Source organism: Pandoraea terrae (assembly GCF_902459695.1).
Lineage (GTDB): Bacteria > Pseudomonadota > Gammaproteobacteria > Burkholderiales > Burkholderiaceae > Pandoraea > Pandoraea terrae.
In genome coordinates this window covers 63,970-84,899 of record NZ_CABPRZ010000024.1, presented here as the reverse complement: position 1 = coordinate 84,899, position 20,930 = coordinate 63,970, and the positions used below count along the sequence as shown (strand labels likewise).

Sequence of the window (20,930 nt, the reverse complement as noted above, 5' to 3'; positions counted from 1 at the left end):
GCGTGTTCCGCGATCAGGTGCGTCAGCCGGCCTCGAAGGCGTTCCGGACCCACGAAAGCGTGTGGTCCGGGCCGTCGAACGCCACCACGTCGAACCGGCAGGCGCCCGCTGGCCGGCGCAGCAGGTAGTGCCGTGCAGCGAGCACAATGCGCCGCCGCTTTGCGGCCGTAATGCTCTCGCAAGCCCCGCCGAACCGGTGATGACTGCGCGCCCGGACCTCGACGAACACCAGCACGCCGCCGCGATCGCGCATAATGAGGTCGATTTCCCCGCCCCGGCAGCGGTAATTGCGCGTAATCAGCCGCCATCCGCGCCGCTCCAGATACTGCCGCGCGCGGGTTTCAAACGCTTCACCGAGTAAATTCGACATGGTTGTCCCGAAAAAGTTGTTCTCCGCCCAGGCGCGCGCCGCTGCCTTCGCCCCGCATCGCAAGGGGGCACGATGAACGACCGCCTGCTGTCGCTGGCCGCCGACCAGCATTACCCGCCCGGCACGCTCTATATCGTGGCGACGCCGCTCGGCAACGTCGCGGACATCACCGTGCGCGCGCTGCACGTGCTGTCGATGGTCGATGCCATCGCTGCCGAGGATACGCGCAACAGCGCCCAGCTTCTGGCGCGCTACGGGCTCGACAAACCGCTCATTGCGGCACATGAACACAACGAAAGGGCCGTGGCCGAACGGCTGGTGGGCCGTCTCGCCGCCGGCGAGCGCATCGCCTATATTTCGGACGCGGGCACCCCCGGGATCTCCGATCCGGGCGCGCGGCTGGTCGACGCGGTGCGCGCGGCCGGCCTGAACGTCATGCCGATACCCGGCCCGAGCGCGGTCGTCACCCTGCTGTCGGCCGCCGGATCGTGGATCGAAACCTTCACGTTTGTGGGCTTCCTGCCGAGCAAGCCGGCGCAGCGCCAATCCGCGTTGCAGGCACTGGCTGGCGAGACAGCAGCGCTCGTCTTCTACGAAGCCCCCCATCGGATCGTGGAGACGGTTGCGGCGCTCGCCAAGGGCCTGGGCGGCGAGCGGCGGCTTCTGATCGGCCGGGAACTGACGAAACGCTTCGAGCAGATTCACGAATGCCCGCTCGGCGAGGCGGCGGCATGGTTCGGCGAGGATGCGAACCGCGAGCGCGGGGAATTTGTGTTGGCCGTGGAGGGCGCGCCCAAGGCGGCCTCGAGCGACGGGCTCGATGCGCAAGCGGAGCGGGTGCTGGCGTTGCTGGTGTCCGAATTGCCCACCAGAAGCGCCGCCAAACTCGCCGCCGCCATTACCGGCGCGCCGCGCAATGCCCTGTATGAACGGGCGCTGGCACTGAAGAACGAGGCCTGACGCGCGGATCATCCGAGTCTTGCGATTCGGACGATCCGCCGTCAACCCGCGACTTATCCCAACAACAATGCGTCGTCGTCGAGCTGTTCGCCGCGTGTTTTCTCGAACATGTGGAGCAGGTCGGGGACGTCCAGGCCACGGCGCTCCTCGCCCGAGACGTCGAGAACGACCTTGCCCTGATGCAGCATGACCGTGCGCTGACCGTAGTCGAGCGCCTGGCGCATGCTGTGCGTGACCATCATGGCTGTGAGCTTGCTTTCCTCGACGATGCGCGCCGTCAACTCCAGCACGAACGCGGCCGTCTTGGGATCGAGCGCCGCCGTGTGTTCGTCGAGCAGGAGAATGCGCGACGGTTGCAACGACGCCATCAGCAGGCTCACCGCCTGGCGCTGGCCGCCCGACAGTAGGCCGATACGGTCCGACAGGCGGTTCTCCAGCCCGAGGTTGAGCAGACGCAGCTTGTCGCGAAACCGCTCGCGCAGCGGCTTGTCCAGCGCAAAGCGCAGCCGGCGCCGTTCACCGCGCTTGACCGCCAGCGCCATGTTTTCCTCGATCGTCAGAGCCTCGCAGGTGCCGGCCATCGGATCCTGGAACACGCGGGCGACCAGATTGGCGCGCTGCCACGCCGTCTTGCGCGTGACTTCGTTGCCGTCGATCGAAATCTTGCCGGTATCGACGATCAAGTCGCCACTGATGGCGTTGAGAAACGTGGACTTCCCGGCGCCGTTCGAGCCAATCACGGTCACGAACTGGCCCGTCGGGATGTCGAGCGACATGCCGCGCAATGCGCGGTTTTCAATCGGCGTGCCCGGATTGAAGGTGATTTTGAGGTCTTGTGCGCTCAGCATGATCAGGCGCCTCCGTTCTTGCGGGCAAACAGTTTGCGGCGCGTGGCCGGCAACACGAGGGCGATCGCCACGAGCAGCGCCGTGACGAGGTTCAGATCCTGCGCTTTCAAGCCGATGAAGTCGCTGTTCAGTGCCAGTGCGATGAAGAAGCGGTACAGCACGGCGCCCAGCACGACGGCGAGCGTCGTCAGCAACATGCGGCGCGCCGGCAGGATCGTCTCGCCGATGATCACCGCCGCCAGCCCGATCACGATCGTGCCGATCCCCATCGAAATGTCCGCACCGCCCTGCAGCTGTGCGAACAGCGCGCCGGCCAAGGCCACCAGCGCGTTCGACATCGCAATGCCGGCAAGAATTTCACGGCCCGTGTTGACGCCTTGCGCGCGCGCCATGCGCGGATTCGCGCCGGTCGAGCGCATCGCCAGCCCTTGCTGCGACGAGAAGAATGCGTCGAGCGCGAACTTGATGACGAACACCACGACCAGCATCAACAGCGGACGCGCCACGAAATCAGGCAGCCACGCGGGCAGCGTTTCGGGCAAGGTCAGTGTGAACACGGTCGGGGACGTGATCAGCGGCACGTTCGGCGCCCCCATCACCCGCAGGTTGATCGAGTACAGCGCGATCATCATCAGGATACTGGCCAGCAGGTCCATGATCTTGAGCCGCACGTTGAGCCAGCCGGTGATGAACCCGGCCACGGCGCCCGCCGCAGCGGCGGCCAGCGTGGCGTTGAACGGATTCGTGCCGCCGGCGATCAAGGTGGCCGCCACCGCGCCGCCGAGCGCGAAGCTGCCGTCAACGGTCAGGTCGGGGAAATTGAGGATGCGAAACGATATCAGCACCCCGAGCGCGACAAGACTGAAGATCAGGCCGATCTCCAACGCGCCCATCAAAGAGAAAAGGGACATGTTCGTAATTCCTGGGCACGAGACGACGCGCGCCGCGTACGGCGCCGACGGTCGGCGGACCGCTTGGGGGGCAGCGGCGTCCCGGCCATTGAGAGGCAAATGGTCAAAGAGCGGCGGCGTCATCCGAAGATGGCCGCCGCCGCCCCTTTCGCGTCAGGCGCAGGCCCCTTGCCAAATGCCGGGGGCCGGCGCCGTTCCGACAATCTTATTGCTTGATGACCGTCTTGGCTTCCTTGATCAGCGCGTCCGACAGCTTCACGCCCTGTTTCTCGGCGGCCGCCGTGTTCACGAACAGCTCCAGGTTCGAGCTGGTTTCGGAGGCAATCGCGCCCGGCTTCTCGCCCTTGAGCACGCGTGCCACCACCTTGCCGGTCTGACGGCCCAAGTCGTAGTAGTTGATGCCAAGCGCCGCAATCGCGCCGCGCTTGACGCTGTCGGTGTCCGACGCAACCAGCGGGATCTTGCGGTCGTTCGCAACCTTGACCAGCGACTCGTAGGCCGACACCACGTTGTTGTCGGTGTTCGTGTAGATCACGTCGACCTTGCCGACCAGGCTCGCGGCAGCCGAACTGATGTCGACCGTACGCGGTGCGGCGGCTTCGACCAGGGTCATGCCGGCGCCCGGCAGCAGCTTCTTCAGTTCATTGACGACCACCACCGAGTTCGCTTCACCCGGGTTGTACACCATGCCCACGCGCTTCGCGTTCGGCACGACGCGCTTGATCAGGGCCACCTGCTTGTCGAGCGGCAGCTTGTCCGACACGCCGGTGACATTGGTGCCCGACGGGCCCCAGCCCTTCACCAGCTGTGCGGCGACCGGGTCGGTCACGCCCGAGTACACGAGCGGTACGCTCTTCGTGGCGGAAGCCACGGCCTGCGCGGTCGGCGTGGCAATGCCGATGATCGCGTCAGGCTTGTCGCCCACGAACTTGCGGGCGATCTGGGCGGCTGTTCCTACGTTGCCCTGCGCGCTCTGGTATTCCCACTTCAGGTTCTTGCCTGCCTCAAAACCTTCCGCCTTCAGCTCGTCGCGCGCGCCGTCACGAATGGCGTCGAGCGCCGGGTGCTCCACGATTGCCAGCACCGATACCGACTTGCTCTGTGCGAAAGCCGCGCCCGTCGTCCCCAACAGTGTCGCGGCCAGTGCGCACAGCAGCGTGCGCGAGGCTTGTTTGCCGATCGTCGACATCAAAACTCCTTCAGGAATGCATGATGAAAGGTGCGCCGGGCCCAGGTCTGTGCGGGCCTCTATCGGACGCACCGAACCGGTGCGCCTGCGCGTGGGGCACAGTCTACCGGCAAACCACGGGCGCAAACAATGCCTGCGGCCGCCCAAGCGTCGCCTCGGGCAAATTTCCGGAAGGTTCCGAATGGAGGGTTGCGAATGGAGGGTTGGTGACGCGGGGCGCGGAATCAGGGCGCCTTGTCCTGATCCAGGCCGAGTGCGGCGACTTCGCTGCGCGACAGGCGGCGAATCTCGACGCGTGCCTTGCCCTGCTTGACGAAATCGAGCGCCCTGGCCGCACCGTAGGAAAGATCGATGATGCGGTTCCTGGCGTACGGCCCGCGATCGTTGATCTTGACCACGACGACCTTGTCGTTGGCCGTGTTGCGCACGATCGCGAAACTGCCCAGCGGCAGGGTCGGGTGCGCCGCGGTCGGCTCGTTCATGTCGAACGCCTCGCCGGTGGCCGTACGCCGTCCGTGGAATTTCTTGCCGTACCAGGAGGCGACGCCCGTCTGGAAGAACGTGCCGGCGTCGGCCCGCAAGCGCGCCACGCCATCCTGTTCCGGCGCGCCGTCGTCCGACGGGGATAGCCCCGCGCCGCGGCGCGCGCGGCCCGGCCATTGGAGGTCGAAACTTGACCCCACCTGCGCGGCGTCGGCCGGTGATGGCTTGTGCACCGGCGTCTTTCCCGGCGTCGAGGATTTGGGTTCCAGCGGCGTTGCGCAGGCCGTCATGAGCATTGCGACGACGCCGCCGACCGCGAACCGTGTGAGCATGTCGCGTGTTCGCATAGGCCGCGAGTCTAACACGGTCCGCGCGCATTTATGTTAGTGGCTACTCACATGCGGCGTGACATATCGAATTTGAGACGACGGGCGCCCCCGTTCAGGCCGTGCGGCAATCCTCGGCGCAGCGTCCGGCGCAGGCGAATTACAATAGGGCGAAACCGAACATTACTGACGAAAGCCCGCGATACCCCATGAACGTCACTCTGATTCCCGTCACGCCGTTCCAGCAGAACTGCACGCTATTGGTCTGCGACGCGACGAAACGCGCCGCCGTGGTCGATCCCGGCGGCGACCTCGACCTGATCGTCGGCGAAATCGAACGCCAGGGCGTCACGCTCGAGAAGATTTTCCTCACCCACGGCCACCTTGACCATTGCGGCGGCGCCGGCACGCTGGCCGAGCGCATGGGGGTGCCGATCGAAGGCCCGCATCCCGATGACGCCTTCTGGATCGATCAGCTGGCCGCCCAAAGTGCGCGCTTCGGCTTTCCGGAGGCCGAGCCGTTCACGCCCGACCGTTGGCTCGGCGACGGCGACACTGTCCGGTTCGGCGACGTCACGCTCGACGTCTTCCACTGCCCCGGCCATACGCCCGGCCACGTGGTGTTCTTCTCACGCGATGAGAAACTGGCGAGCGTCGGCGACGTCCTGTTCGCGGGATCGATCGGCCGGACCGATTTCCCGCGCGGCAATCACGCCGATCTGATTGCCTCGATCCGCGCCAAGCTCTGGCCGCTTGGCGACGACGTCACGTTCATCCCCGGACACGGTCCCGTGTCGACCTTCGGGCAGGAGCGGCAGACGAATCCCTATGTGGCCGACGCTGTGCTGGCCCGGAGCGGCGCATGAGCGAAGCGATCGTCAACCCGCCGTCGCGCGCGATTCCCGCGGACGAGGAAATCTTTGTCAGCACGGACGTCGAAGCGGACGGCCCGATTCCCGGCCCGCATTCGATGCTGAGTTTCGCGTCGGCCGCCTACACCGCAGACAAGGAACTGCTCGGCACATTCTCGGCGAATCTCGAGTTCCTGCCCGACGCGAAGGGCCACCCCATGACGATGAAATGGTGGAAAACGGAACCGGCGGCCTGGGAAGCGTGCCGCATCGACCCGGAAGATCCGGCCAAGGCGCTCAAGGCCTATGTGAAATGGGTGGAGAAGCTGCCGGGCAAGCCGGTGTTCGTGGCGTATCCGGCCGGCTTCGATTTCACGTTCATGTTCTGGTACATGATGCGGTACGTCGGCCGTTGCCCGTTCTCGTGGTCGGCGCTCGACGTGAAGACGCTGGCCTTCGCGATGACCGGCATGCCGTACCGCAAGAACATCAAGCCCCGGCTGCCGAAGGACTGGTTCGATCCGCTGCCGCATACGCACGTCGCGCTCGACGACGCGCTCGAGCAGGGCGCGCTGTTCTGCAACATGCTCGCGGAGTTGAAGACGCAGCAGGCCTCGCTTGCGGCACTCCCCGGATGGCGCAGCCCCGCGTCGCGCGTTGCGGGCTTCGAAACCGGGGATACCGGAGGACCGGCGGCAACGGACGCCGAAACGGCCGCAGGCGCCTGAGCGATGCCGTTACTACAGCACCTCGCGCACGCGTTCCGGCGGGCGCGCGATCACCGCGCGTTTGCCGTGAACCACGATCGGCCGTTGCAGCAGCTTCGGATGTGCCGCGACGGCGGCAAGCAAGGCGTCGTCGGCCAGCGAGCCGTCGGCCAGGCCCAGGGTGTTGTACTCGTCTTCGCCGTCGCGCAGCATCTCGCGCACCGGCACCCCCAGCAGCTTGTGCAGGCGCTTGAGTTCATCCAGCGTCGGCGGCGTCTTGAGGTAGTCGATCACCGTGACGGCGTCGCCACCGGCGGCGTGCGCCGCTTCCAGCAGCGCATAGGCTTCGCGCGACTTCGAACACCGCGGGTTGTGGTACATCGTAATCATCTTCGCTCCAAATAAATCAATTCGTCATGCCACCCATCACCGGCACGTGTGTCATATTGTCACCGTAAAATAGCAAGCTTGCCACACACGCCCATGCCTTGCGCAGGGGTTGACCCGACCCGGGTTTACCGGACAGCGGGAGCAGCGCGCGCGCCCTATGATGGGATTTGACAAATGCCGCCGCACCGGGCCACCCGTTATATTTTTGCCAGCGAGGCCATCATGCCTTTGTCCAACATCAAAAACACTGACGGCCACCGCGCGCACGATGGCCTGAAGACACGTAATCTACGCGGCGCCGGGATGCGCGCTGCAACCTTCGCGGCGTGCGGTCTCGCGCTCCTGCTCGGCGCATGCGCGATCACCGAAGAGGGACCGAAGGGCCCGCTCGGCATCAAGCTGCCGCCGCCGGCGGAAGCGCCCCCAAGCGCGCTGGAACTCTATAAACTGCAACTGGCGACGCGCATTACCGAGACGAGCGGCCGCGAGGTCAATCCAGGGCGCCCGCAAGCGCTGCTGCGGTCCATCGTGGCGCTCGAATACTGGGTCGACCGCGAAGGCAATATCTCTGCGGTGCGGGTGTTCCGCGGCAACGGCGATCGTGAGGCCGAAAAAGTCGCGGTCACCAGCCTGCGGCGCGCCGGACCGTTCCCGCCGCCCAACCGTGCGCTGGTCGACAGCAGCGGCCGGGTGCGTGTGGTGGAAACCTGGCTGTTCAACAACGACGGCCGGTTCCAGTTGCGCAGCGTTGCATCGCCACAGATCGGCGTGGAGTGAGTCGTTTGCTGTAGCGGCGGCTTCGGTCCGATCTTCAGTTCGTTTTCCTGACCGACCGTCCGCTACGGAGACTTCGATGCCGCGATTTGCCGCGAACCTGACCCTCCTCTATCAGGAAGTGCCGTTTCTCGATCGTTTCAGGGAGGCAGCAAGCGACGGCTTTCGCGGCGTCGAATGCCTGTTTCCATACGAACACCCCGCGCAGGAGATTCGCCGGCGGCTCGACGACGCCGGCTTGACGCAGGTGCTGTTCAACGTCTCGCCGGGCGATTGGGCCGCCGGAGAGCGCGGTCTTGCCGCCCTGCCGGGCCGCGAGGCGCAGTTTCGCGATGCGCTCGAACAAGCGCTCGATTATGCAGACACGCTAGGCTGCCGAAACCTTCACGTCATGGCCGGCATTCCGGGCCGTTCGGTCGACAGGTCCACGGCACACGCCACCTTCGCAGCCAACCTCGCGCATGCGGCCGAACGGGCCGCGGCGCATGGCATCACCATCCTGATCGAACCGATCAATCCGCGCGATATGCCCGGGTATTTTCTGAATCGTCAGGACGACGCGCATGCGTTGCGGCAGGAAGTCGGCGCCGCCAATCTGAAAGTGCAATTCGACGCCTATCACTGCCAGATTGTCGAAGGCGACCTGGCGGTCAAACTCCGTCAGCAGATCGCGCACATCGGGCATGTCCAGGTCGCGGGCGTGCCGGCGCGTCATGAGCCCGATACCGGCGAGGTCAATTACCCGTTCCTGTTCGGTCTGCTGGACGAACTCGGCTACACCGGCTGGGTAGGCTGCGAATATCGGCCGCAAGGCGCCACGCGCGCCGGACTCGGCTGGCTCAAACCCTGGCTGCGCGCCACGCGCTGAATCAGCTTGCCGGATCTGGAAGATGAACGGTGCGCGACGCCGATTAGCGACACGTGATCGTCAATGCACAGGACTGCGAGGAAGGGGGCGTACGGGAGCGTGCCGGCCACGGAACAAGCGCGGCGGACAAAAAAATGGCGGGACACACGGGCCCGCCAAAACCACACGCTACGGGGTTAGCGCGAGGAGACCAGATTCGGAGCACTGTATCGAACCGCTTGCGATCGGCGCCGGGGGACGCCTCTCGCGATACAGTCACACTTTCGCGTTACCGGGGGATAAGCGCTTCAGCGATGAAATGCATTGTGTGGGAAACCCCTCCGGCGAGGGGTAACAAAGTGTTTCAGGTTGTAACACCTCGGACTGCCCGCGAAGGCTTGCGGGACGGGCTTCTCACGGAGAACGTGGCGCAGCGGGCCCGACATTGATTCGTGGTCCCGAGTGAATTTTCCAATCTGCCGAAACCGGTTGGGGAAGGCCCCGGATTCGCGCAAGAATCATGCCGATATGCTAGCCTCGTCGTTCCCGCTCCATCGATGCATCCGCAGCATGAATGAACTGGAACGCCTGACGAAGATCCTCGCGCGCGACCGCGTTATCGCGGTCGTCGGCTTGTCACCCAGGCCCGAGCGGCCGAGCTTTACCACTTCGCGCTACATGCAGCAGCACGGCTATCGCATCGTGCCGGTCAATCCGCAAGCGGCGGGCATCGACGGCGGCATCCTCGGCGAGCCTTGCCATGCATCGCTGACGGAAGCCGCGCAGGCCTTGCGAGCCGAAGGCCTGCGCATCGCCATGGTCGATTGCTTCCGCCGCAGCAGCGACATCCCGCCCATTGTTGACGAAGCCATTGCGATCGGGGCAGCGAGCGTATGGATGCAGCTCGGCATCGAAAACGACGAGGCTGCCGCGCGTGCGCTTGCCGCCGGCCTCGACGTCGTGATGGACCGTTGCGTAAAAATCGAACATCAGCGCTGGCAAATGTTCGATTCGCGCGCAGCCGCCGCTTCCTTGATCCACGCGCGCCCACGATGACCATCGACGCCGGCCTGCTCGCCTATTACGGGCTGATGGCGCGCAACGTCTGCGCGACTTGGCGGGCCAAGCGCGGCGGTCGTGCTCACTTCAGCCACTTGTCGACGATGGCCTGATACTCGCCGGTCTGCTGGGCGAGGTGCAGCCACTGATCGACGTACGCCTTGAACGCATCGTCGCCGCGCGGCAACAGATACGCCTTTTCACCGAATTGCAGCGGCTTGTCCGGATTGACCGGGCATAGTGTCGGGTTGAGTTTGTGCTGCAGCAACGTCTCGGAGCTGTCCGTCACCATCACGTCGGCACGGCCGGCGGCAATCTGCTGGAAGATCGTCACATTGTCGGGATACACGGTCAGCGTGGCGTTCGGCATGAACTGGCGCGCGAAGCGCTCATTGGTGCCGCCCGGATTGACGATCGCGCGCGTGCTTGGCCGGTTCAGGTCGGCCAGTGTCTGGTACTTCGCCACGTCGGCGCAACGCACGATCGGTGATTTGCCGTCAACCATCACCACCCGGCTGAAATATGCCCGGCGGGCCCGGTCCAGCGTCACCGAGACACCCCCGACGGCGAGATCGCATTTGCCCGCCGTAAAATCGTCCATAAGCTTCGGCCAGCTGGTTTTCACCCACTCGGCGCGCACACCGAGCGACTTGGCCAGCGAATGCGCAAGGTCGATGTCGATGCCCTCGAACTGACCATCGGCGCGCAGATACGTATAGGGCTTGTAGTCGCCCGTGGTACACACGCGCAGCACGCCCGCCTTGACGATGTCGTCGATGCGGGACGACGCCTGGCCAGCCGGATTCGAGGCCGTGACGGATTGTGCGTGTGCGCCCGCGATAGCGCCCGCCGCCAGAACGGCGGCCGCGATGAAGTGCTTCATGGCGTCTCCTTGTGACACGTACGGCCTTGAACGGCCTTTTCTCGTGATGCCGGCCGGCGTGTCCTCGCAAGCGCGGCGCGGCGGTCGAACATCATGGTAATCATTGGCCGCGGCCCTGACCAGCCCCGCAACCGGGCAGCGTCCACCTCACGTTCACCTCACGCCGTCCTCACCCATGTATGTGCCGGTACGCACCGTTATGCAGGGCATAACGATCCGAGGTGCCGTCTGATGAGCCCGACGCGGTTAGAATAGGCCTTTGTCCCAATACCCACCCCCGCCGTGTCCCAAGCCCTGCAAAACGATACTTTCCTGCGCGCCCTGATGCGCCAGCCGACCGAGTACACGCCGATCTGGCTGATGCGCCAGGCGGGCCGCTACCTGCCCGAGTACAACGCCACGCGCGCCAAGGCCGGCAGCTTCCTTGCGCTGGCCAAGAACCCGGCGTACGCGACCGAAGTCACGCTCCAGCCGCTCGACCGTTTCCCGCTCGACGCGGCGATCCTGTTCTCGGACATCCTGACGATTCCCGATGCCATGGGCCTCGGACTGTCGTTCGAAGCCGGCGAAGGGCCGCGCTTCGCCCATCCGCTGCGCACCGAGGCCGACGTCGCCAAACTGGCCGCGCCCGATCTCAACGAACTGCGCTACGTGTTCGATGCCGTCACGGAAATCCGCCGCGCGCTGCAAGGCCGCGTGCCGCTGATCGGCTTCTCGGGCAGCCCGTGGACACTCGCCTGCTACATGGTCGAAGGCGCGGGCTCGGCCGACTTCCGTACCGTCAAGACGATGATGTACGAACGCCCCGACCTGATGGAGCATATTCTCGAGACCAACGCACGAGCCGTCAGCGCCTATCTCAACGCGCAGATCGAAGCCGGCGCGCAGGCGGTCATGGTGTTCGACACCTGGGGCGGCGCGCTGGCCGACGGCCTGTACCAACGCTTCTCTCTCGCGTACATGCAAAAGGCGCTCGCGGGCGTGCATCGCGAATGGGCGGGAGCACGCGTTCCCCACATCATCTTCACCAAGGGCGGGGGGCAATGGCTCGACGCCATCGCCGACACGGGGCCGGACGCGATCGGCCTCGATTGGACCGTCGACCTGACCGCCGCACGCCGCCGCGTTGGCGACCGTTGTGCGCTGCAAGGCAATTTCGACCCGACGGCGCTGTTCGCGCCGCCCGAAGCCATCCGTGCGGAAGCGCGCCGATTGCTGAATGCCTATGGCAATGCGCCCGGCCACGTGTTCAACCTGGGCCACGGGATTTCCCAGTTCACGCCGCCCGAGCATGTCGCCGCGTTGGTCGATGAAGTCCACTCGTATAGCCGGAAGCTGCGCCAGCCGGCCTGAGCACTGCACAAAACAAGGCGTGGCGCGGCTTCGGGCGGCGTGTCGCCCCGCCTTTCCAGCGGCGGTCGCATGCGTCGGAAGTCAACCCGGAAATTCCGAGTAAACCTTCGAAATCCACTGCGGCGCCATTCGACTTATGCACAAAATCCCGCTGCACCGCCATAACTGCCTTGAATATTGAGAGTTTTCCCAATATGGCTCATAAGCTATTGATTAAAAGGAATTTTCTCAACGAAGGCAAAAATGGCGCATGCGGCGACGGCCTTCGTCTCGCGAGACAATGCGTGGGATTGCTCATCACTTCTCAACATAGTTATCCACAGGCTTGGGCCGGTCACGGTAAACCCGACGTAAATCCGGGGTTTACCGTCGCTTCTGAGGAATCACTTTAAGTTTGGACCGCGCTGGCGTTCGCCCCCCTGCTCCCCCAGTCCCGGCGCTCGACGCCGATGGCAATCCCGTCGCCGGCGCGCCGGCCATCGTGCGCGTGGCGCTCGATACGCCACTGCCGACGCTGTTCGACTACCTGATTGCACAGGCCGTCGTCCCCGGCCAACTGGTGCAAGTGCCGTTCGGCCGGCGGCAAGTCGTGGGGATTGCATGGGAACTGACGCAGCGCAGTGAAATCGATCCTGCGAAACTGCGACCGGTGACGGCTGTCTGGCATGAACTGCCGCCGCTGAACGACGAATGGCGCAGGCTCATGGCATTTGCCGCGCGCTATTACCAGCGCGGCATCGGCGAGGTGGCGCTGCCGTCGATCCCCGGCCATCTGCGCACCCCCTTGCGCTGGCCGCGCCTGCTCGCGCAACGCGGCGTGCAGCGTTACCGGCTGGCCGACGGCGCCGCGATCGCATTGCAGGACGGCGTGCCCGCACGGCTGCGCGCGCAACGGCGCCTGGCCGACGGACTGATCGACGCCGGCACGCTGGACGCCGACGAGGCCAGGGCGCTGTGCGCCAAAGCCCCCGACGTGCTCAAGCAGTGGGCGGCGGCCGGTTGGGTGACGATCGAGACGGTGGCCGTCCACGAACCCTTGACCGGCCACGCCGGCCCGATATCGGGCGAAGCCCCGGCCGGAGATGACTGGACGGAAGACGTGCCCGCGCACGCCGGCAGCGCCACACAGGATGCGCTCGCGCCGGACGCCGGTCGGCGGACACTGACCACAGGTCAGGCCGACGCCGTGGCCGCGATCCGCGACGCGCTCGCCGAGCGTGGCGGCACGGCCCCGTTCACGCCGTTCCTGTTGCACGGCGTAACCGGCAGCGGCAAGACGGAAGTCTATCTGCGCGCCGTGGCCGGGGCGCTGACCGAGCCCGACGCGCAGGTGCTGATACTCGTGCCGGAAATCAATCTCACGCCGCAACTCGAGGGTGTGTTCCGTTCGCGTTTTCCGAACGAGGCGCTCGTGACGCTGCACAGCGGGCTTGCGGAAGGCGAACGCGCACGGCATTGGCTCGCGGCCCATCGCGGCCAGGCGCGCATTGTCCTCGGCACCCGGCTCGCCGTCCTCGCGTCATTGCCGCATCTGCGCCTGATCGTGGTCGACGAAGAGCACGATCCGTCGTACAAGCAACAGGAAGGACTCCGATACTCCGCACGCGATCTGGCCGTTTGGCGTACCAGTCAGCTGGAGGCGCCCGTGGTGCTCGGCTCCGCCACGCCATCGCTCGACAGCTGGCGGCGCACCGAACAGGGCCGCTACGTGCGTCTGGCCATGCCTGAGCGCGCGTCGCCCGATGCTGTGCTGCCGCGTGTGGGGCTCATCGATCTGGAGAACGAACGCAAGCGGCAGCGCGCGGTGCACGAAGGACTTTCCCAACCGTTGCTTGCCGCCATGCGCGACCGGCTGGCGCGCGGCGAACAAAGCCTGCTGTTTCTGAACCGCCGCGGCTACGCGCCGGTGCTGTCGTGCGACGCGTGCGGGTGGATCAGCGATTGCCGCCGTTGCAGCGCGCATATGGTGCTGCACAAGCCCGAGCGCCGGCTGCGCTGCCACCACTGCGGCGCCGAATCGCGCATTCCCCATGCCTGCCCCGATTGCGGCAATACGGACCTTGCCCCGCTGGGGCGGGGCACGCAGCGCATCGAAGAGGCGCTCTCGGAACACTTTCCCGAGGCGCGGCTGTCGCGCATCGACGCCGACAGCACGCGGCGCAAAGGCAGCGCCCAGGCACTGTTCCAACAGGTGCACGCAGGCGAAGTCGATATCCTGATCGGCACGCAGATGGTCGCCAAAGGTCACGATTTCCGCAACGTAACGCTCGTGGGTGTGGTCAATCCGGACGCGGCACTGTTCTCACATGACTTCCGCGCCGCCGAGCGTCTGTTCGCACAATTGATGCAGGTCGCGGGGCGCGCCGGACGGGCCGCGCGCGCCGACGGCCCCGGCGATGTGCTGATCCAGACACGCTACGCGAGTCACCCGCTGTTCGCGGCCTTGATGCGCCACGATTACGAGGGCTTTGCCCGCCAGCAGCTCGAGGAGCGTCAACAGGCGCTGCTGCCTCCATTCACGCATCAGGCGTTGCTGCGTGCGGAAGCACGCCAGCTGGCGCAGGCGATGGAATTCCTGAAGACGGCGCGCGCGCTTGCCGCGACGCCCGAATTGGCGGATGAACGCATCTCCCTGTGGGACCCGGTGCCAATGTCGATGGTACGAATCGCGGGAACCGAGCGCGCGCAGCTGGTCGTCGAAAGCCCGTCACGCGGTGCACTTCAATCCTTCCTCACCCATTGGATAGCCGAACTGCGCGCTTTGCGTGCGCCGGTCCGGTGGCATCTCGAAGTCGACCCCCTCGAAATATGATAATTTTCCGATCCGGCTTGTCTCGAATTTTGTAAATTTTTCGAATTTTCGGATCTTTCCGACGTTATTTGGCGCTATAGTGGAACGCACGGTGTCGCATCTTTGCGCCGCCGGAAAAAAACACGCCCCCTCGTTCGACCATAACGATTCCCATACAGGAGAAGGAGACGTCGATGAAGCCGCGCCTGTCTCGCTTGCCGTCCATGGATCATCCATCCACAGATTTTTTCGAAGCCCCCTCGGGGGCACTATCCCCCCGCACGACCGCCCTCGCCGCACGCCGGCGCTTTTTACGGCAAGCCGGTGCGCTTGGCGCGGGCGCCACGCTCGGCGGCCAGGCCCTGCAGGCATTGGCAGCGCCGCAAATGGTCACGCTGCCGTTTGCGAACGGTGAGCGCGAACTGGTCGCTTATCCGCAGAAACGGCCGTTGATCCGGCTGACGGCACGCCCGCCGCAGCTTGAAACGCCGTACTCGGTATTCAACGAGGGGGTGATCACACCGAACGACGCCTTCTTCGTCCGCTACCATCTGGCCGGCATCCCTACCGATATCGATCCGAAAAAGCATCGTATCCGCGTGCGCGGCAGCGTCGACAAACCGATCGAGATTTCGCTCGACAGCCTGAAGCGGGACTTCGGCAAGCCGGTGGAGCTCGTCGCCGTCAATCAGTGTTCGGGCAACAGCCGGGGCTTCTTCGAGCCGCGCGTGGGAGGCGGCCAGCTCGCCAACGGCGCCATGGGCAATGCCCGCTGGCGCGGCATTCCCCTGAAGCGCATTCTCGAGAAGGCCGGCGTCAAGCCAACGGCTAAGCAGGTCACGTTTGAAGGCCTCGACCGTCCGGTCATTCCGGCAACCCCCGAGTTCGTGAAAGCGCTGGATATCGGCCACGCCATGGATGGCGAGGTCATGATCGCGTTCGCCATGAACGGGAAGGATCTGCCGATGCTCAACGGCTTTCCGGTGCGGCTGGTGGTGCCGGGCTATTACGGGACCTACTGGGTGAAGCATCTGGCCGACATCAATGTGATCGACGATGTCTTCGACGGGTTCTGGATGAAGACTGCGTACCGCATTCCCGATAATGACTGCAATTGCGTGGAACCGGGCAAGGCACCCGACAAGACGCGCCCCATCGGGCGCTTCACCGTGCGTTCGTTCATTACGAGCGTGTCGGACGGGCAACGCGTCAAGGCCGGGCAGGCGTTGCGCCTGCGCGGTATCGCATTCGACGGCGGCGAAGGCATTCGCGACGTCCAGGTGTCGGCCGACGACGGGAAAACCTGGCAGGCGGCCAGGCTCGGTGAAGAACTGTCGAAGTATTCGTTTCGTGAGTGGACGGCGAGCTTCACGCCGCCGGACGCCGGCGAATACACGCTGAAAGTCCGCGCCACGAATCGTGCCGGCGTAACGCAACCGTTGCAATCGCTGTGGAATCCGGCCGGCTACCTGCGCAATGGCGTAGAGACCGTCCGCGTGACCGCGGCGTGACCGGGAGAATGCTCATGCGACCCATCGTATCCCCGCTCGCGACGCTGTCGATCGTCACGGCCCTGCTCGGCTGGCAAGCCAGCGCGCAGGCCTTGGAAATCAAACTGCCTCAGGAAACGGCACAACTGAAAGCTTCGACACTGGCCGGCCATCAGGCGACCAACAGTTGGTGCGTCATGTGCCACTCCATTGACTACATCAAAAGCCAGCCCCCGATGTCCAGCGCCTTCTGGAACGCCGAGGTCACGAAGATGATCAAGGTCTACGGCGCGCCGATTCCGGCCGATCAGGTGCCGTTGATCAGCGAGTATCTCGGCAAGACGTACGGCACGGACAGCGGAAAATAGCGCCCGACTCGCCGGCGGAGATATTTCGGCTTGGGTTTTCCCCGAAAATTTCCGTCGGCGAACCATCGTCCGGCGCGAAGGGTGCAACCGCCCGAACCCCGCGCCGATGGCGATTCTTCATGGGTATTCACGCCAGACAAGGGTTTTCCCGAACAGGTACAACCCGAATAATGAAACGGGTTGCACCTAGTCGGCAAGGCGGGTACGATGCGGCAAGTTGCTTTACATTCGTGCCAACTCCGCCCCACTGCGGCAACGGCACACTTCCGCTTCGCAGGCCCCCTAAATGGCAAATACCACGCTCGGCGTCAAGGTCGACGAAATCCTGCGCACCCGCCTGAAGACGGCTGCGCAGCAAATCGAACGCACCCCTCACTGGCTCATCAAGCAGGCGATCTTCGCGTATCTCGAACGCATCGAGAGCGGCGCGTTGCCGCCTGAGCTCAAAGCTGCCAGCCATGCCGCCACGGAAGTGTTCGAACCGCATCACGGCGACGACGCCGTGCCGCATCCGTTCCTCGAGTTCGCGCAAAATGTGCAGCCGCAATCGGTCCTGCGTGCCGCCATCACCGCCGCTTACCGCCGTCCGGAACCGGAGTGCGTGCCTGTGCTGATCGGTCAGGCGAAACTCCCCGCCACGACCGCCGCGAGCGCCACCGCGCTTGCACGCAAACTGGTCGAAGCGCTGCGCGGCAAGCGCACGGGCGGCGGCGTCGAGGGTCTGATCCACGAATTCTCCCTCTCGAGCCAGGAAGGCGTGGCACTGATGTGTCTCGCCGAGGCGCTGCTGCGCATTCCCGACAAGGCCACGCGCGATGCGCTGATCCGAGACAAGATCAGCAAGGGCGACTGGCACTCCCACATGGGCAACTCGCCGTCGCTGTTCGTCAACGCCGCCACCTGGGGCCTGATGATCACCGGCAAGCTCGTCACCACCACCAGTGAAGCGGGCCTGACCAAGGCGCTCACGCGCCTGATCGGGCGCGGCGGCGAGCCGCTCATCCGCAAGGGCGTGGACATGGCGATGCGCCTGATGGGTGAACAGTTCGTCACCGGCGAAACGATCTCGGAAGCGCTGGCCAACAGCCGCAAGTTCGAAGCCCAGGGGTTCCGTTATTCGTACGACATGCTCGGCGAAGCGGCGACCACCGAGGAAGACGCGCAACGGTACTTCGCCAGCTACGAGCAGGCCATCCACGCCATCGGCAAGGCATCGGCCGGCCGCGGCATCTATGAGGGCCCCGGCATCTCGATCAAGCTGTCGGCCCTGCATCCGCGCTATTCGCGCAGCCAGCAAGAGCGCACCATGACCGAGCTGCTGCCGCGTGTGCAGTTGCTCGCCAAGCTGGCGCGCCAGTACGACATCGGCCTCAATATCGACGCCGAGGAAGCCGACCGCCTCGAACTGTCGCTCGATCTGCTCGAAGCGCTGTGCTTCGATCCGGACCTGGCCGGCTGGAACGGCATCGGTTTCGTCATTCAGGCCTACCAGAAGCGCGCGCCGTTCGTGATCGATTACGTGATCGACCTGGCCCGCCGCAGCCGTCACCGTCTGATGGTGCGTCTGGTCAAGGGTGCGTATTGGGATTCGGAAATCAAGCGCTCGCAGGTCGAAGGCCTCGAAGGCTATCCGGTCTACACGCGCAAGATCTACACCGATGTGTCGTACGTTGCCTGCGCGAAAAAGCTGCTTGGCGTGCCCGAGGCGATCTACCCGCAGTTCGCCACGCACAACGCCTTCACGCTGTCGGCCATCTACCATCTGGCCGGCAACAACTACTACCCGGGCCAGTACGAATTCCAGTGCCTGCACGGCATGGGCGAGCCGCTGTACGAAGAAGTGGTCGGCCCGATCGCCTCGGGCAAACTCGCGCGTCCCTGCCGCGTGTACGCGCCGGTCGGCACGCACGAAACGCTGCTCGCCTACCTCGTGCGCCGGCTGCTCGAAAACGGCGCGAACACGTCGTTCGTGAACCGGATTGCGGATGAAACCGTCAGCATCGACGAACTGATCGCCGACCCGGTGTCCGAAGCCGAGAAGGTTGCCCCGCTGGGCGCACCCCACGCCAAGATCCCCCTGCCGCGCGAGCTGTACGGCGCGAGCCGCGCCAATTCGGCCGGCTTCGACCTGTCCAACGAACACCGCCTGGCGTCGTTGTCGTCCGCCCTGCTGGCCAGCGCAGGCACGCCGTGGCGCGCTGCGCCGTTGCTCGCCGACGGCGAGCGTGCCAACAACACCTCACGCCCGGTGCGCAATCCTGCCGATTTGCGCGACACCGTCGGTCAGGTCATGGACGCCACGACGCAAGACGTGGAGGCCGCGCTGGCGTTCGCCCTGGCCGCCGCGCCGATCTGGCAGGCCACGCCGATCGACGAGCGCGCCGACTGCCTGATGCGCGCGGCCGACCTGCTCGAAGCGCATACCCCCACGCTGATGGGCCTGTGCGTGCGCGAAGCCGGCAAATCGCTGCCGAACGCCGTCGCCGAAGTGCGCGAGGCGATCGACTTCCTGCGCTATTACGCGGCGCAGATCCGCCAGGGCTTCTCGAACGACACGCACCGGCCGCTTGGCCCGGTGGTCTGCATCAGCCCGTGGAACTTCCCGCTGGCGATCTTCATCGGCCAGGTGTCGGCCGCCCTCGCCGCCGGCAATCCGGTGCTCGCCAAGCCGGCCGAACAAACGCCGCTGATCGCCGCCGAAGCGGTGCGTCTGCTGCATGCCGCCGGCGTGCCGGCCGGCGCGGTGCAACTGCTGCCCGGCAATGGTGAAACGGTCGGGGCGGCCCTTGTGGCCGACCCGCGCACCAAGGCCGTCATGTTTACCGGCTCGACCGAAGTCGCGCGCATCATCGCCCGCACAGTGGCAGAGCGCCTGGACGCCAACGGCCGGCCGATCCCGCTGATCGCCGAAACCGGCGGCCAGAACGCGATGATCGTCGATTCCTCGGCGCTGCCGGAACAGGTCGTGTACGACGTGCTGGCCTCGGCCTTCGACTCCGCCGGCCAGCGCTGCTCGGCCCTGCGCGTGCTGTGCCTGCAGGATGACATCGCCGACCGGACCCTGCACATGCTCAAGGGCGCGATGCAGGAACTGGCGATCGGCAATCCGGACCGCCTGTCGATCGACGTGGGTCCGGTCATCGACGCCGAAGCGCAGGGCGGCATCAACCGTCACATTGAAGCGATGCGCGGCAAGGGCTTCAAGGTCGAGCAACTGGCGTTGCCGGATGCGGCACGGCACGGCACGTTCGTGCCGCCGACGCTGATCGAGCTGACAAACCTGAAGGCCCTGCAGCGTGAGGTGTTCGGTCCGGTACTGCACGTGGTTCGTTACAAGCGCGCACAACTCGACAACCTGCTCGACGACATCAACGCCACCGGCTACGGTCTCACCTTCGGCGTACATACGCGGATCGACGAGACCATCGCCCACGTGATCGAGCGTGCCAAGGTCGGCAATGTCTACGTCAATCGCAACGTGATCGGCGCCGTGGTCGGCGTGCAGCCGTTCGGCGGCGAAGGCCTGTCAGGCACCGGCCCGAAGGCCGGCGGCCCGATGTACCTGCCGCGCCTGCTGGCAACGCGCCCGGCGTCGCTGGCACCGGAACTGGTCCGCGACGAAACCGCGTTGATGCCGCTCGTCACGTACCGTGACTGGCTGCACGGGCAGGGCGCGGGCGACGTGGTCGGCCGCGTGGACCGGTATCTGGCCACCTCAGCGCTCGACGCCATGGCAACGCTGCCCGGCCCGACCGGTGAGCGCAACACCTATGGCCTGGAGCCGCGCGGCCCGGTACTGTGCGTGGCCGCAACACCGTTTGGCGCGCGCGTGCAGTTGGCCGCAACGCTTGCGACCGGCAACTCGGCGGTGTTCGCCGACACGCCGGCGGCACGCGAGTTGATCGACAACCTGCCCGCGACGTTGAAGGATCGCGCCTCGGTGTTGCCGGACGGCGCGGATGCCGCCGCCGAAGGCGAACTGGGTTCGGTCCTGTTTGAAGGCGACAGCGACGAACTGCGCGCGCTGAACCGTCGCATCGCCGGGCGCAGTGGCCCGATCCTGCCGGTGCAGGGACTCGCGCCCGAAGCACTGGCCGCCGGCGACGACTATTCGCTCGAGCGCCTGCTTTGCGAACGTTCCGTCAGCGTCAACACGGCCGCGGCCGGCGGAAACGCCAGCCTGATGACGATCGGCTGATCCCGGACGCCACCGCAGGTCCCGTCGAGGATCGCGGTGGCAGCAGTACGCAATACCCGGCGGTACGGTTCGCCCTCGCAGTCCTGAGGACGAACCGCACGGCCCTCCCCCCGAAGCCGTTCCCTGTCGTTC

General features: G+C 65.5%; 18 protein-coding genes. 11 read left to right on the top strand and 7 right to left on the bottom strand.

Annotation, left to right across the window (positions count from 1 at the left end; translation table 11 throughout):
- Positions 1 to 22 precede the first annotated feature (22 nt).
- Positions 23 to 370, bottom strand: coding sequence for a YraN family protein (locus PTE30175_RS22195; protein WP_150699240.1), 348 nt, complete (start codon positions 368 to 370; stop codon positions 23 to 25).
- Positions 371 to 442: 72 nt separating this feature from the next.
- On the opposite strand from PTE30175_RS22195, the gene rsmI reads away from it, so the two are divergent.
- Positions 443 to 1,330, top strand: coding sequence for a 16S rRNA (cytidine(1402)-2'-O)-methyltransferase (rsmI, locus tag PTE30175_RS22190; RefSeq protein WP_150699239.1), 888 nt, complete (start codon positions 443 to 445; stop codon positions 1,328 to 1,330).
- A gap of 53 nt (positions 1,331 to 1,383) precedes the next feature.
- Here the strand turns inward: rsmI and PTE30175_RS22185 are convergent, their stop codons facing one another.
- From PTE30175_RS22185 to PTE30175_RS22170, 4 genes are all read right to left on the bottom strand, one after another.
- Positions 1,384 to 2,178 (bottom strand): ABC transporter ATP-binding protein, encoded by a 795-nt coding sequence (locus PTE30175_RS22185; protein WP_150699238.1) that lies wholly within the window; start codon positions 2,176 to 2,178, stop codon positions 1,384 to 1,386.
- Positions 2,179 to 2,180: 2 nt separating this feature from the next.
- The gene (locus PTE30175_RS22180; protein WP_150699237.1) at positions 2,181 to 3,089 is read right to left on the bottom strand and encodes an ABC transporter permease; all 909 of its coding nucleotides are present in this window, start codon (positions 3,087 to 3,089) and stop codon (positions 2,181 to 2,183) included.
- Positions 3,090 to 3,294: 205 nt separating this feature from the next.
- Positions 3,295 to 4,278: an ABC transporter substrate-binding protein gene (locus PTE30175_RS22175; protein ID WP_150699236.1), complete on the bottom strand. Its 984-nt coding sequence runs from the start codon at positions 4,276 to 4,278 to the stop codon at positions 3,295 to 3,297.
- Between the two features lie 224 nt (positions 4,279 to 4,502).
- Positions 4,503 to 5,093, bottom strand: coding sequence for a septal ring lytic transglycosylase RlpA family protein (locus PTE30175_RS22170; RefSeq protein WP_224788925.1), 591 nt, complete (start codon positions 5,091 to 5,093; stop codon positions 4,503 to 4,505).
- A 203-nt stretch (positions 5,094 to 5,296) separates the two neighbouring features.
- Here PTE30175_RS22170 and PTE30175_RS22165 point away from each other — a divergent pair, with 203 nt between their 5' ends.
- Together PTE30175_RS22165 and PTE30175_RS22160 are read left to right on the top strand one after the other, a co-directional pair.
- Positions 5,297 to 5,953 (top strand): MBL fold metallo-hydrolase, encoded by a 657-nt coding sequence (locus tag PTE30175_RS22165; protein ID WP_150699234.1) that lies wholly within the window; start codon positions 5,297 to 5,299, stop codon positions 5,951 to 5,953.
- Positions 5,950 to 6,666 carry a 3'-5' exonuclease family protein gene (locus PTE30175_RS22160; RefSeq protein ID WP_150699233.1) on the top strand — a complete coding sequence of 239 codons (717 nt, stop codon included), beginning with the start codon at positions 5,950 to 5,952 and terminating at the stop codon, positions 6,664 to 6,666. The genes PTE30175_RS22165 and PTE30175_RS22160 overlap by 4 nt, the downstream gene beginning before the upstream one ends.
- A 12-nt stretch (positions 6,667 to 6,678) precedes the next feature.
- Here the strand turns inward: PTE30175_RS22160 and arsC are convergent, their stop codons facing one another.
- Positions 6,679 to 7,035 carry an arsenate reductase (glutaredoxin) gene (arsC, locus tag PTE30175_RS22155; RefSeq protein WP_150699232.1) on the bottom strand — a complete coding sequence of 119 codons (357 nt, stop codon included), beginning with the start codon at positions 7,033 to 7,035 and terminating at the stop codon, positions 6,679 to 6,681.
- Positions 7,036 to 7,209: 174 nt separating this feature from the next.
- Between arsC and PTE30175_RS22150 the strand changes: the two genes are divergently transcribed.
- The 3 genes from PTE30175_RS22150 (at position 7,210) to PTE30175_RS22140 (ending at position 9,712) form a co-directional block, all read left to right on the top strand.
- Positions 7,210 to 7,812 (top strand): energy transducer TonB family protein, encoded by a 603-nt coding sequence (locus PTE30175_RS22150; RefSeq protein ID WP_150699231.1) that lies wholly within the window; start codon positions 7,210 to 7,212, stop codon positions 7,810 to 7,812.
- A gap of 76 nt (positions 7,813 to 7,888) precedes the next feature.
- Positions 7,889 to 8,677, top strand: a complete 789-nt coding sequence (gene otnI, locus PTE30175_RS22145) for a 2-oxo-tetronate isomerase (RefSeq protein WP_150699230.1) — start codon at positions 7,889 to 7,891, stop codon at positions 8,675 to 8,677.
- 549 nt (positions 8,678 to 9,226) lie between these two features.
- A complete protein-coding gene (locus PTE30175_RS22140) occupies positions 9,227 to 9,712 on the top strand; it encodes a CoA-binding protein (protein ID WP_150699229.1) in 486 nt (161 codons plus the stop codon).
- Positions 9,713 to 9,797: 85 nt separating this feature from the next.
- Here the strand turns inward: PTE30175_RS22140 and PTE30175_RS22135 are convergent, their stop codons facing one another.
- Positions 9,798 to 10,598 carry a transporter substrate-binding domain-containing protein gene (locus PTE30175_RS22135; protein ID WP_150699228.1) on the bottom strand — a complete coding sequence of 267 codons (801 nt, stop codon included), beginning with the start codon at positions 10,596 to 10,598 and terminating at the stop codon, positions 9,798 to 9,800.
- 282 nt (positions 10,599 to 10,880) lie between these two features.
- Between PTE30175_RS22135 and hemE the strand changes: the two genes are divergently transcribed.
- The 5 genes from hemE (at position 10,881) to putA (ending at position 20,798) form a co-directional block, all read left to right on the top strand.
- Positions 10,881 to 11,951: a uroporphyrinogen decarboxylase gene (gene hemE / locus PTE30175_RS22130; RefSeq protein WP_224788924.1), complete on the top strand. Its 1,071-nt coding sequence runs from the start codon at positions 10,881 to 10,883 to the stop codon at positions 11,949 to 11,951.
- Positions 11,952 to 12,432: 481 nt separating this feature from the next.
- Entirely contained in the window at positions 12,433 to 14,763 is a 2,331-nt protein-coding gene (locus tag PTE30175_RS22125) for a primosomal protein N' (protein WP_224788926.1), read from the top strand.
- Between the two features lie 203 nt (positions 14,764 to 14,966).
- On the top strand, positions 14,967 to 16,253 hold the full coding sequence (sorA, locus tag PTE30175_RS22120; protein WP_150699252.1) for a SorA family sulfite dehydrogenase catalytic subunit: 1,287 nt from the start codon (positions 14,967 to 14,969) through the stop codon (positions 16,251 to 16,253).
- Between the two features lie 14 nt (positions 16,254 to 16,267).
- Positions 16,268 to 16,600: a SorB family sulfite dehydrogenase c-type cytochrome subunit gene (gene sorB / locus PTE30175_RS22115; protein WP_224788922.1), complete on the top strand. Its 333-nt coding sequence runs from the start codon at positions 16,268 to 16,270 to the stop codon at positions 16,598 to 16,600.
- Between the two features lie 286 nt (positions 16,601 to 16,886).
- Positions 16,887 to 20,798: a trifunctional transcriptional regulator/proline dehydrogenase/L-glutamate gamma-semialdehyde dehydrogenase gene (putA, locus tag PTE30175_RS22110; protein ID WP_150699225.1), complete on the top strand. Its 3,912-nt coding sequence runs from the start codon at positions 16,887 to 16,889 to the stop codon at positions 20,796 to 20,798.
- The last annotated feature ends 132 nt before the right edge of the window (positions 20,799 to 20,930 follow it).